The organism is Mesorhizobium sp. P2_A12 (genome assembly GCF_056405075.1).
This window is the reverse complement of sequence record NZ_JBFUCU010000003.1, coordinates 318,769-331,201: the sequence shown is the minus strand read 5'-3', so window position 1 is coordinate 331,201 and position 12,433 is coordinate 318,769. Positions and strand designations below refer to the sequence as shown.

The window sequence follows — 12,433 nt, the reverse complement described above, 5'->3', positions numbered from 1 at the left end:
CTTTCCCTTTCCGTTCAGGCCTTCGATGCCTTGTCGAGAAACAGCTGCGACATTGCAGTCGGCTGCACGCCGGCCACGCCTTTCGCCGTCGCTGTCAGATAGTCGTAGAAATAGCCGAAGATCACGGGCGTTTCTTCGAGCAGCAGGTTCTGGATCTTGCCTGCCGTCGCCTTCTGCGCCTCAAGGTCGAGTGCGGCGATGTAGCTGGTCGCCAGCGTGTCGTAGTCCTTGTTCTTGAAATGCGCGGCGTTCCAGGTGCCGTCGCCCTTCAGCGGAGCTGCAAGATAGACATTCGGCACCCCGCGATGGCCATAGTCGGTGATGCCCATCACCGAATCCAGCCAGTTCGACTTGCCGAACACCGCATCTCCGTAGTAGCCGCCCTGGTCGAGGATATTGAGCTCCAGCTCGATGCCGATCTCCTTGACCCAGTTCTGGATAAGCTGGGCGTATTCGGGGATTTCCAGATAACGCTCGGTGGTCAGCGTCACCTTGAAGCCCTTGCCGGCGCCTGCCGCTTCCATCAGCTGCTTGGCCTGCGCGATATCCTGCTTGCGCTGCGGCACGCTCGTATCGGTCGACGGGTAGGCCGGGGCGAACGGGCTGTCATTGCCTGGCGAAGCCCGACCTTTCATCAGGCCGGCAACCAGCTTCTCACGGTCGAGGCTGAGTGCGATGGCGCGGCGCACGCGCGGGTCCTTGAACGGGTCGGAATCGCAGCGCATATGCAGTTGCTGGTGAGCGACCGACTTCAGGCTGATGATGTCGACATTCGGATCGTTCAGCAGCGCGACACCGGACAGCACCGGCAACTGGTTGATGATGTCGACCTGTCCGCCCTGCAGTGCCAGGATTTGCGGCTGCGTGTCGGTAAAGAAGGTGAACTCGGTGCGCTCCGGCAATGCCTTGGTGCCCCAATAGTCTTCGTTGCGGACGAAGGAGGCGCCGACCTTTGCCGTGTACTTCTCGATCTTGAACGGCCCGGTGCCGTCGAAGCTCTTCTCGTAGTCGCCCTTGTAGCTCGCCGGGATGATGACGGCGTTGTAGTTGTCGGACGACAGCATGTAGGGGAAGTTGCCATTCGGCGCGTCGAGGTGGAACTCCACCGTGTAGTCGTCGACCTTCTTGCTGGCGCCCTTCTGCAGGATGCCGTTGAACACCGACAGCGCGTTGGACGAGTTTGCCGGGTCGGCAAGGCGGTCGATGCTGGCCACGACGTCGTCGGCCTTCATCTCGCCGCCGCTGTGGAATTTGACGCCCTTGCGCAGCTTGAACGTCCACACCGTGCCGTTGTCGTTCGGCTTCCAGCTTTCGGCCAGCGCCGGCTGCAGCACGAGGTCGGGTCCGTCGATGCAGAGGAACTCGGCGACCTGCTGCATGATCAGCAGGCCGCCGGCGTCGGCGATGGTAACCGGGTCGATCGTCGCCGCCGGCACGCTGCTGGCGATGCGGATGGTGGCGCCGGGCGCGCCCTGGGCGCGCGCCAGCGACGGCATGCCGCCGAGGCCGGCGGCTGCGCCGATGCGGCCAAGCAGCGGCAGCGACAGGCCGAGCAGGCTGCCGTGACGGATGAAGTCGCGGCGGCTGACCCTGCCATCGACGAGGCCATCGATCAGGTGATTTTCAAGCGGCGAACGGTTGCGCCGGATCAGGTCGAGAATGTGATAATTCTTGCTCATGGTTTTTACCCTTTCCCCTATGTTCTTATGGTTGACGAATTTTTGCGGATAGCTCCATTTTGCGGCCGCCAGAATAGCCCGTGACCGGGACTGTAGCATGCGATTTTGTCCGGTCCATCCAGTCCTTGGCGTGGATGCCGGATTGCTGGCTGCACTGCTTTCACCCGTCTTTGTCCAACCTTCCCGACCGAAGTCGCGGTGGTTGGCTTCTCGTTTCTTGGTCGCTTGCCCGTCATTTAGTTCAGCGGCAAACGGCGATAGGTTCCGGGCTTTGCCGGGTCATGATACTTGTTGCACGGTCCGTTCTCGATAAAGTCTCTGTGACAGGCAGCGAGGTTTTCCCGTGACAACGTGACGCCGAGACCGCGGCCTTCCGGGACGCGCACGACGTTGTTCTTCGGCGAAAACGGCCCTTCCTCGGTGACATCCATCGGCAGCATGCGAAACAGCGACTGGTTGGGCTCCCTGATCCATCCGAGCGCCGCGCACAAATGCAAATAGGCCGCGCTGCCTATGCCGCTGTCGCCGCTGTAGCACCAGAAATCGATGCCGGCATGTTCGCAGGCGCCGACGAAGCGCAGCATGCGTCCGATGCCGCCATGCGTCGTCGGGTTGCCGACGAAAGCGTCCGGCACTTTCATGTCCATGGCGCGCGCAATGTCGATGTTGTGGGTCGAGAACGGGATCGAACAGTGGCGCCGCAGTTCGCGCATCTCCTCGATGGTCGCCACCGGATCCTCCCAATTGCGCACGCCCAGCTCCTCCAGCGGTCGTGCCAGCCGACGCGCCGTCGCCAGCGAATAGGCCTGGTTGGAATCGATGCGGATCATTGCATCGTCACCAAGTCTTTCGCGGATCAGCTGGACCATTTTCAGCGAGACTTTTGGATCCTGCGTCGAGAACTTGCCTTCGAAGAAGGTTGTCCCATGGGTCTCGTGCAGCTCGACGCAGTAATCGGCGACTTCTTCCGGCGTCGTCTCGCCCTTGACCTTTGGTCCGTCGCCGCGCAGCGAAAAATAGTCGGTGAACGGGATGTCCTTGCGCACGGCGCCGCCGAGCAACTGGTAGAGCGGCTGGTTCCACGCCTTGCCGCGCAGGTCCCAGAACGCCATCTCGATGGCGCCGAAGGCCATAATGCGGGTGCGGTCGTTGATCGACTGCACGCCGGTCCAGTAGGGCAGGCAGACATTCTCGGCGCCGGCGATGTCGAAGGCATCGCGGCCGACGAGGCGCGGCGCCAGGACATCATTGATGATCGCGGCGGCCGCCGGCGTCGGCGCCTCGCCGAGGCCGATCAGCCCATCCTCGGTCTCGACCTCGACGATGGTCGGCGAGAACCCATCGAGTTCGCCGAACACCCAGGAGTAGGGCGCCTCGAGGCGAAGGTTGATCGGTGTGGCCTTGATGCCGCGGATTTTCATCTCAGCCACCGATTTCGAAGAACGGCGCGCCAAGCAGGTCGGGAACCACGTCGATGCCGAGGCCCGGTCCATCCGGAATGCCCATGCGGCTGCCGGTGACCGGCGGCTTGTTCGACGCCGTGCGCACCGTCACCCATTCGTGGAAGGCGATCGCGTGCAGGCGGCGTTCTTCAGGTGTCGACAGCGACAGATGCGCCATCGCCGCGGTGTCGATCTCGGCGCCGCCAGTGTCCTCGACGGTGATCATGAAGCCGAGGTCAACGGCGAGATCGCGGACCTGCCGCGTCTTCGTCACGCCGCCAAGCCGCGAGATCTTCAAAGTCAGCCCGTCGGCGGCACCCTTGCGATGAATGTCGAGCATGTCGTCGAGCGAGGCGACGGATTCGTCGAGCACCATCGGCTTGTCGAGCGAACGGCGCACCGACATGCATTCGTCGATCGTCGTGCAGGGCTGCTCGAAGGTGTAGTCGATGGCCCGCGTCGCATCGGCGAACTGGCGCGCCTGGTAGGGCGTCCAGCCGGCATTGGCGTCGCAGAAGATCACCGTGCCTTTCGGCACCGAAGCGGCGACCGCCGTCACACGCTCGATGTCGTCATGGACATTGCCACCGACCTTGACCTGCAGCCGATGGAAGCCGTCCTTGACGATGCGCTTGGCCAGCGCCGCCATGGCCTCGATGCTGCCGTGGGTGACGACCTTGTAGAGCTCCGCCGTCTCGCTCTCCCGGCCGCCGAGCAGCGTCACCAGCGGCACGTCGGCGGCGCGCGCGGCCAGGTCCCAGCAGGCCATGTCGAGTGCCGACTTGATGTAGGGATGACCCTTGAACACCGTATCCATCAGCCGGCCGATGCCGGCCAGCCCACGCGGATCGTGGCCGATGAGATGCGGCGCGATCTCGACCACGCCGGCACGGACGCCGGCCGCGAAGGCGGGCGAGTAGAAATTGCCGAGCGGCGCCATCTCGCCCCAGCCGGTGATCCCGCTATCCGAGGTGATGGCGACGATCACCGCGTCGAAGGCGTCGGCAACGCGTCCTTTCGACATGCGGTAGGGCCCATCCACGAAGGGCTGCACGACATGGTAGGCCTTGATGGTTTCGATCTGCACGTGTCTGTCCATTGTCTGCGGTGGTGAGGAACGGGTCAGGCGCCTTTCGACGGGCGCTGTTCGAGATCGCGCGCGTAGGAAAGAAGCTCCTCGAAATCGAGGTCGATATGCTCGCGGGCATGGCGCTGGGCAGCGCGCATGTCGGCACCTTTGAGCAGTGACACATAGGTCTCGTGAACGTCTTCAGCCGGCACTGCTTCGTTGCGGGCCTGCTGGTGCAGGGCGAAATACATCTGCAGCCGGCTGGTCAGCCGCTGCCAGGTTTCCAGCAGCACCGAATTGTCGGCCCATTCGTAGATCAGGCCATGCAGTTGCAGCGCCGTTTCGATCTGGCGGGTGGTGTCGCGGTTGCGGGTCGCCTGTTTCACCGCCTCGTGGCGCTGGTCAAGCTCATCGAAGAAGCGCTGGTCGCGCAGCGGCCAGGTGCGCTCGATGGCGAATTCGTCGAGCACCTTGTTGAGCGAATAGGCATCGTCGATATCCTTGGCGGTCACGTCGACGACGAAAGTGCCGGCATAGGGAATGCTGGTCAGGATGCCCTCCTGCACCAGCTCACGCATCGCCTCGCGCAGTGGCGCGCGGCTGACCCGCATCTGTTCGGAGATCCGGAGCTCGTTGAGTTTCTGGCCTGGTTCCAACTGGCCGGTCAGGATCGCGCGCCGCAGCAGCGCGACGATCTCGGCGCGCCGCGTCGTATCCGCGATCGGACTGAAATCCACTTTAGCCATTCGGCCGCTCCCAAGGAAACCGAGAGCAAGACAATCAGATTGTCGACAATCTAACAAGAGGCCAATTTCGGATTCTTGTGCACCGCGGGCATATCTGCCTCTTCGGCCTCAGGCCGCGCGGCCGTAGAAGCCGACCCTTTCCTCGGCGCTGAACACCACACCTGGCTTCTCGTAGTAGGAGAACACCGCGATCATACGCTCGCGTTCGCCTTCGACGGTGGTGACGCGATGTGCGGTGTTCTTGCCGCGAAAGACGTTGAGCGTGCCGGGCTTCATGCGCAGGATCTTGGCTTCGGGGTCGCGCCCTTCGAGCAGTCTGGCGACGCCGTCATAGTTCGGATTGTCGTCCGACCGCAGGTCCGTCCGGTATTCGAGGTCGCCGCCCCGTTGCGACTGCTGCAGCAGTAGGGTTGTGGTGAATTCCGAACGATCGAAATGCCAGTTGAGCGCCTCGCCGGCGCGATAGGCCATCACGTTGGTGCGCGCCAGCGGATCCTGCATGACATGCAGCTTGGACTTGCCCATCGCCGCCGCCAGGAAGCGCAGCAGCGGTTCATATTCGTAGATGGCGAGCACGACGCTGCCGGGGATCTGGTCCGCACAGACGGTGTGGCTGATGGTCTCGACCTTGCGCAATGCCGGATGGTCAGGCGCAAGCTCGGGAATGTCGGGCTTGAAGTAGATGTTGTGCATCCGCTTGTGCGAATGCGACCGGGCAGCCATGACCGGCTGGATTTCCCGCACGGCCTTTTCAGCGATGCCGGGCCGCACAAACCCCTCGAGGTTGAACATGCCGTCGGCTTCGAGTGCGGCGACAGATTGTTCGACGAGGCGCTGCCATTCGGCGCTGCCTTCGCGGTCGAGCGGATAGCGGTCGAGATCGAGGATGTCTTTCATGGTCATGGGCTCCGAGGTTCTGAGCCTTATGAGACGGCAAAAAAATCTTTCTCTCAACTCGGAAAATAATTAGGATTGGCCAAGAAAAACTTTGGGAAGATCGATGTGGAACGTCTGCCTCCGCTGAATGCGATCAAGGCCTTCGAGGTCGCGGCGCGCGCCGGCAGTTTCACTTTGGCTGCGACCGAGCTTGGCGTGTCGTCGGCGGCGGTGAGCCAGCAGATACGCAATCTCGAAACCTGGTTCGGCAAGCAACTGTTCGTGCGCAGCGGCAACCGCATCGCGCTGACCGACGCCGGCCACGCCATCTATCCGCAGACGGCGCGGGCGCTGGGCGACATCGCGGCGATCGGCCGGCGGATGCTGGAAGGCGGCTTGCGGACTCGCCTTGTCGTCAGCGTGCCGTTTTCGCTGGCCGAACTGTGGCTGGCGCCGAAGCTCGCCGTCCTTCTCGATGCCTTCCCGCAGATGGCGATCGATGTCCGGGTCGAGGACGATCCGGTCGACCTGATGCGCCAGAACATCGACCTGCGCATCAGCTATGGCGACTATCACTATCCCGGATTGAAGCTCGTCCGGCTTGTCCACGATGATGTCTTGCCGGTCTGCGCGCCCGAATTCTGGCACAGGCACGGCAATGGCGATCCGGGTCTGGCGGACCTTCATGAAAGCCTGTTCATCCACACCAATTGGGGGCCGAACTATGCCTCGCACCCGACCTGGGCCGATTGGTTCGCGGCATCCGGCGGCAGTCGCTCGCCCGATCCGTCGCATGGGCGGCGCGTCGGCCTGTCCAGCCTGGCAATCACCTCGGCGAGGCTGGGTCTCGGCATTGCCCTTGGTCAGCAGGTCATGGCGCGCGCCGATCTGGAGGCAGGCCGCTTGATCGCGCTGTCACCCGTCTCGGTCCGCCTCGGGCATCCCTACTGCGCGTTCATGCCGCCGGCCAAGGCTGATCGTGCCGATGTCGCGGGCCTGGTGGATCTGCTCACGAAAGCGGCGCCCGCGACCTATGGGAAGGTCGGGGCGCCGCGCTGAGGCCGGACCTGACGGGGGTGTTCAGGTGGCCGGCTTTTCCGGCAGCGGAGAAATCGGCATTCCGGGTCCGATCTTCTGCAGATTGCCTGTTATCACCTGATCGCCTTCGGCAACGCCGGTCAGGATCGCCACCTGGCTGCCGCTGGTCGGGCCAAGCGAAACCAGCCGCTGGTCGACCGTGTTGCCCTTGCCGACGACGTAGAGATATTTGCCGAGCTGGCTCGAGCCCAGCGCCGTCTGCGGCACCATCAGCGCATCGGCCTGCTGCTTCACATGCAGCCGGACGCGAACATATTGGCCCGGTAGCAGCGTGAACTTGCCGTTGCCGATCGTTGCCCGCGCCGTGATGGTGCCGGTCGAACGGTCCACCGTATTGTCGATGAAGGTGAGTTCGCCCTTCTGGCTGGCCTCGGTCTCGCCCGGAAGCAGGACCTCGACCTCGATCGGACCGGCCGCGCGAGCCTGCTCGATCTCAGCCAGGTCCGTCTCGCTCGGATTGAAGGTGACGTAGATCGGATCGAGCTGCACCAACGTGTTGAGCACGGTGCCGGCAACGCTGACCAGCGTTCCGACCGAGGCCTGGTTGCGACCCAGGCGTCCGGCAAACGGCGCGCGGATTTCGGCATAGCTCAGATTGAGCTCGGCCGTGCGGACCGCCGCCTGGTTGAGCGCCAGCGACGCCTGTGCTTCGCGCAAGGTGCTGGTGCGCTGGTCGAACCCGTCCTTGGCGAGATAACCGCTCTTCGCAAGCTCGGTGCCGCGCCCGAGATTGGACTGGGCATAGTCGAGCGTTGCGGTGTCGCGCTGCACCTGCGCCTTCGCCTGGTCGAGAGCCGCCTGGAAGTCATCAGGCGAGATCTTGTAGAGAAGATCGCCTTGGCGGACGTCGACGCCGTCGGCAGCGGCCTGCTCCTGCAGATAGCCCGGAATCCTGGCCTGCAAGGTGATGTTGCGGATCGGCTCCGTCCGCGCGGCGTAGTCGAGGTAGATCGGGATCGTCTTCTTGACGACGCTGACCACCGGCACCGGCATGACGAACGCCGCCGGGGCGGGCGCCGCACCAGCGGTGCCGGCATTGAGGCTGACGTTGCCCATGTCGAGCAGATGAACGCTTGCCACCGAGATCGCTCCCAGCGCGACAGCCGTTCCCAACGCGATTTTCCATTTACGCATGATTAGTCTCCAATCTTATTCGGCCGCTTCCGCCAGGGGAGGGAAGGCGGTTTCGGCAGTTGGTTCAGTGTGTTCGTCAGCGGCGGGCTCGTCATTGCTGCCGCGTTCGCGCAGCTGTTCGATGACCGCGTAGAAGACCGGTACGAACACCAGCGACAGGATGGTGGCCGCCACCATGCCGCCAAAGACGGTGGTGCCGATCGACTGACGGCTTGCGGCACCGGCGCCGGTCGCGAACATCAGCGGCAGCACGCCGAGGATGAAGGCGAAAGCCGTCATCAGGATCGGCCGCAGCCGCAGCCGTGCCGCCTCCATTGCCGCGTCGACGATGCTGAGGCCTTCCTCGCGTCGTCTCCTGGCGAATTCGACGATCAGGATGGCGTTCTTGGCCGCCAGGCCGATCAGCATGACGAAGCCGATCTGCGAGTAGACGTCGATCTGCATGCCACGTGCCCACAGCACCGCGAACGCGCCGAACAGAGCGAGCGGCACCGCCAGCAGCACCATGAACGGCATCGCCCAGCTCTCATACTGCGCCGCCAGGATCAGGAAGACGAAGACGATGGCGAGGCCGAAGACGACGGACGCGATCGATCCTGCCTTGAGTTCCTGGAAGGTGATGCCGGTCCATTCGAAACCGAAATCCCTGGGCAGTGCCGTGGCGGCGGCCCGTTCCATAGCAGCAACCGCCTGGCCCGAGGAGAAGCCCGGTGCGGCACCGCCATTGATCGAGGCCGAGGCGTTGTTGTTGTAGTGAGGCACGGTTTCCGGGCCGACGAACGGCACGAGCTTGCCCAGTGTGCTCAACGGCACCATGCCGCCGGAGGCATTGCGCACATAGAGCCTGGAAATGTCGGCAGCGCCCGCACGTGCATCCTTGTCGGCCTGGATGGTCACCCGGAAGGTGCGGCCGAACAGGTTGAAGTCATTGACGTAGAGCGAGCCGAGATAGATCTGCAGCGTGTTGAAGACGTCCGGCAGGTTGAGGCCGAGCAGTTTCGCCTTGCTGCGGTCGAGGTCGTAGTTGAACTGCGGCGTCGAGGTCGAGAACGGCGAGAACAGCTGCTGCGGATTGATCTCGGGCTGCTTGCGCGCCTCGGCGATCACGGCTTGCGTCGCGTCGTTGAGGGCTGAACTGCCGCGGCCGGTGAGATCCTCGACGACGAATTCGAAGCCGCCCGTGGTCCCGATACCGGGGATCGAGGGTGGATCGAAGCTCAACGCGAAGGCTTCCGGAATCTGCAGCAGCTTGCCGCGCACATCGGCGACGAGCTTCGACGCGCTCTGGTCGGGACTGCGTTCCTCCCAGGGCTTCAGGATGGCGAATTCGACCGCCGAGTTCGACTGCGCCGCACTGGTCAGGAAGTTCAGGCCGCTGATCGAACCGACGATGTCGACGCCGGGCGTCGCCTGCAAGATGTCGCGCGCCTTTTGCGCCACCGCGTCGGTGCGCTCTAGTGAAGCGCCGTCGGGCAGCTGGATGACGACGAAGAAGTAGCCCTGGTCCTCAACCGGAAGGAAGGTCGAGGGCAGGCGCTGCCAGACGAAGTAGGTGGCGACAAGTCCGGCTGCAAACAGGCCAAGCATGATCCAGCGCAAGCGGATGAGGATGCGCACGCCGTGGGCATAAGCATGCGACAGCCGGTCGAAGCCTGTGTTGAACCAGCGGAACAGCACGAACTGCGTTGGCTCGCGATGCCGCAGGAAAGCGGCACTGAGCGCGGGGCTCAGCGTCAGCGAATTGAAGGCGGAGATGCCGACCGAGATCGCCACCGTCAGCGCAAACTGGTTGTAGAGCTTGCCAGAGACGCCGGGAATGAAGGCGACCGGCACGAACACCGCCATCAGCACGGCGGTGGTGGCGATGATCGGACCGGTGACCTCGGCCATCGCGGCCTTGGTCGCCGCCAGTGGCTTGAGCCCGGCCTCCAACTGTCGTTCGACGTTCTCGACCACCACGATGGCATCGTCGACCACCAGGCCGATCGCCAGCACCATGCCGAGCAGGCTCAGCATGTTGAGCGAGAAGCCGAGCATCTCCATGACGACGAGCGTCGCCACCAGCGACACCGGAATGGCGATGGTCGGGATGATCGTCGTGCGCCAGCTCTGCAGGAAGATGAACACCACGGCGACGACAAGGACCAGCGCTTCACCGAGAGTGATCAGCACGTCATGCATCGACGCCGAGACGAAGCGGGTCGTGTCATAGTGCATCGCATAGGAGACGCCCTTCGGGAAACGGGCCGACAGTTCCTGCATCTTGTCCTTGACGCGCTGCTGCAGATCGAGCGCGTTGGAGCCGGGCATCTGGTAGACGGCGAGCACCACGGTCGGATCCTTGCCGAAGAAGGCCGACGATGAATATTGCAACGCGCCAAGCTCGATGCGGGCGACGTCGCGCAGCCGCACCAGCGACCCGGTGTCGGTGTTGGCGCGCACGACGATGTCGCCGAACTCCTTGGGATCGCTCAAGCGGCCGACGGCGTTGACCTGCATCTCGAAGGCGGTGCCGGCCGGGGCCGGCGACTGGCCGATCTTGCCGGCCGCCACCTGGACGTTCTGCTCGGCAATCGCGTTCTGGACGTCGACAGCGGTGATGCCGAGATTGGCGAGCTTGTCCGGATCGAGCCAGACGCGCATCGAATAGCGCCGCTCGCCGAAGATCTGCACGTCGCCCACACCGGGCAGCCGCTTCAGCGGATCGACCACCTGCAGATAGGCAAGGTTGCTCAGCGCCACTGGATCGACCGAACTGTCGGGTGAGGTCAGGTTGACGATGAGGACGAAGTTCGGATTCTGTTTCTTGATCGTCACGCCGCCCTGATTGACGATCGCCGGCAGCGACGAGGCGGCTTGCGAGACGCGGTTCTGGACGTCGACGGCGGCGGTGCTGAGCGAATAGCCGACATCGAAGGTGATGGTGATGGTCGAGGAGCCGTCATTGGAGCTCGTCGACGACATGTAGGTCATGCCTTGCACGCCGTTGATCTGCTGCTCCAGCGGCGTCGTCACTGTGTCCGCCACCACCTGCGCGCTGGCGCCCGGATAATGGGCGCTGACCACGACCTGAGGCGGTGTGATGTCGGGAAACTGCGAGACGGGCAGCAGGAAATAACAAATCGTCCCGGCGAGCACCATGATGATGGCGATCGCCGAGGCGAAGATCGGACGATGGATGAAAAAGTTTACCACGAAACACACGCCTCCCCGGCCGCTCTTGCCTTGCCGAACGCGCTGGCAACCTTGGACAGCCTTTGGCCGCGCCCGTCACCGGGCTCTCCCAGCGAACGCAGCAACGGCATCTCGCTGTGCTGCGCATCGGCGAGCGAGCGCAGCATCCTTTCGAAGGCGCGCGGGTCGACGCCATCTGCTTTCATAACCAGCCGGATCATCGGATCCCGGACGGCTTCATCTATGGTAAGATCGCGGCGCTGTGGCATTGGCCGGCTCCTTGTCTGTCGGTTCGCAGCCCATGCTCACGAACCGTTTTCATCTCTTCACCGGCCGAGGCCGCATGAACTGCAATTGTTCGCCCATCTCGCTGAGGTCCCTCTCGATCTGGCAGGACCAGTTCACGGTCTTGTGATTGACGGAGGGCGACATAGGTGTTACCAGTAAGTAACATTCGTGACGTTACAGACCGGTAACACCCTAGTCAAGAGGCGTACCGAGGGATTTTTGGGAAACCAAGGAGGTTTTGATGGACGACGGCACTGTGGAACGCGTTCGCCCCCGGGACAGGATCCTGGAGACGGCGCAGGACATGTTTCACAAGCATGGCATCAAGGGCGTCGGCATCGACGCCATCACTGAGGCCGCCGGAACCAACAAGATGACGCTCTATCGTCATTTCGATTCCAAGGACGATCTCATCATCCAATGCCTGCGCGCCACCGCCTGCAAGGCTGGTGCGATGTGGGAGAAATTCGAGGTACAGCATCCCGGCGACAAGCTGGCGCAATTGCATGCCTGGGTTCACATGGCCGCCGATTGCCTGACGGCTGACGGTCGCGGCTGCGATATGGCCAACGCCGCCATCGAGTTGACCGACGCGGATCATCCGGCCCGGCGCGTCATCAAGGAACTCAAGGAAGCCCAGCGCGATCGCCTTGTCACGCTGTGCCGGGATGCCGGCATCGGCCAGGCCGAGTTGCTTGCCGATACGCTGTCGCTTCTGCTTGAAGGCGCCCGTGTCAGCGTTCAAAGTGTCGGTACCGAAGGCCCCAGCGCGCAGTTCGTGCGCATGGCGGAAGGGCTGATCGTCTCCTTCCGCGGCACTGCAGCCGGCTGAATTCTTCCCGGCGGCAGCTACGCTCCCTGTTCGATCTCGTGGCCGAGAATGAATGATGCGCGTGAACGCCATTGCAATCGCCACTGACTGGAACG

The 12,433-nt window shown here is 63.4% G+C and carries 10 protein-coding genes; 2 read left to right on the top strand and 8 right to left on the bottom strand.

Annotated elements, in window-relative coordinates; all coding sequences use genetic code 11:
• Positions 1–14: 14 nt before the first annotated feature.
• From AC1DZU_RS09180 to AC1DZU_RS09160, 5 genes are all read right to left on the bottom strand, one after another.
• Positions 15–1,679: an ABC transporter substrate-binding protein gene (locus tag AC1DZU_RS09180; RefSeq protein WP_477283830.1), complete on the bottom strand. Its 1,665-nt coding sequence runs from the start codon at positions 1,677–1,679 to the stop codon at positions 15–17.
• A 236-nt stretch (positions 1,680–1,915) separates the two neighbouring features.
• Positions 1,916–3,100 carry a mandelate racemase/muconate lactonizing enzyme family protein gene (locus AC1DZU_RS09175; RefSeq protein ID WP_477283828.1) on the bottom strand — a complete coding sequence of 395 codons (1,185 nt, stop codon included), beginning with the start codon at positions 3,098–3,100 and terminating at the stop codon, positions 1,916–1,918.
• Between the two features lies 1 nt (position 3,101).
• On the bottom strand, positions 3,102–4,208 hold the full coding sequence (locus AC1DZU_RS09170) for a mandelate racemase/muconate lactonizing enzyme family protein (protein WP_477283826.1): 1,107 nt from the start codon (positions 4,206–4,208) through the stop codon (positions 3,102–3,104).
• Between the two features lie 35 nt (positions 4,209–4,243).
• Complete coding sequence (locus AC1DZU_RS09165; protein ID WP_477283824.1) at positions 4,244–4,936, bottom strand: GntR family transcriptional regulator; 693 nt, start codon at positions 4,934–4,936, stop codon at positions 4,244–4,246.
• Between the two features lie 108 nt (positions 4,937–5,044).
• Positions 5,045–5,839: a HalD/BesD family halogenase gene (locus AC1DZU_RS09160; protein ID WP_477283822.1), complete on the bottom strand. Its 795-nt coding sequence runs from the start codon at positions 5,837–5,839 to the stop codon at positions 5,045–5,047.
• A gap of 99 nt (positions 5,840–5,938) precedes the next feature.
• On the opposite strand from AC1DZU_RS09160, the gene AC1DZU_RS09155 reads away from it, so the two are divergent.
• On the top strand, positions 5,939–6,871 hold the full coding sequence (locus AC1DZU_RS09155; protein ID WP_477283820.1) for a LysR substrate-binding domain-containing protein: 933 nt from the start codon (positions 5,939–5,941) through the stop codon (positions 6,869–6,871).
• Positions 6,872–6,892: 21 nt separating this feature from the next.
• Here AC1DZU_RS09155 and AC1DZU_RS09150 read toward each other — a convergent pair whose 3' ends face one another.
• From AC1DZU_RS09150 to AC1DZU_RS09140, 3 genes are read right to left on the bottom strand one after another with little or no spacing between them, the layout of a single operon-like run.
• The gene (locus tag AC1DZU_RS09150) at positions 6,893–8,044 is read right to left on the bottom strand and encodes an efflux RND transporter periplasmic adaptor subunit (protein WP_477283818.1); all 1,152 of its coding nucleotides are present in this window, start codon (positions 8,042–8,044) and stop codon (positions 6,893–6,895) included.
• Positions 8,045–8,059: 15 nt separating this feature from the next.
• The gene (locus AC1DZU_RS09145) at positions 8,060–11,239 is read right to left on the bottom strand and encodes an efflux RND transporter permease subunit (protein ID WP_477283816.1); all 3,180 of its coding nucleotides are present in this window, start codon (positions 11,237–11,239) and stop codon (positions 8,060–8,062) included.
• Positions 11,233–11,487, bottom strand: a complete 255-nt coding sequence (locus AC1DZU_RS09140) for a hypothetical protein (RefSeq protein WP_477225972.1) — start codon at positions 11,485–11,487, stop codon at positions 11,233–11,235. The genes AC1DZU_RS09145 and AC1DZU_RS09140 overlap by 7 nt, the downstream gene beginning before the upstream one ends.
• A gap of 260 nt (positions 11,488–11,747) precedes the next feature.
• Here AC1DZU_RS09140 and AC1DZU_RS09135 point away from each other — a divergent pair, with 260 nt between their 5' ends.
• Positions 11,748–12,338, top strand: a complete 591-nt coding sequence (locus tag AC1DZU_RS09135) for a TetR/AcrR family transcriptional regulator (protein ID WP_477283813.1) — start codon at positions 11,748–11,750, stop codon at positions 12,336–12,338.
• Positions 12,339–12,433 lie beyond the last annotated feature (95 nt).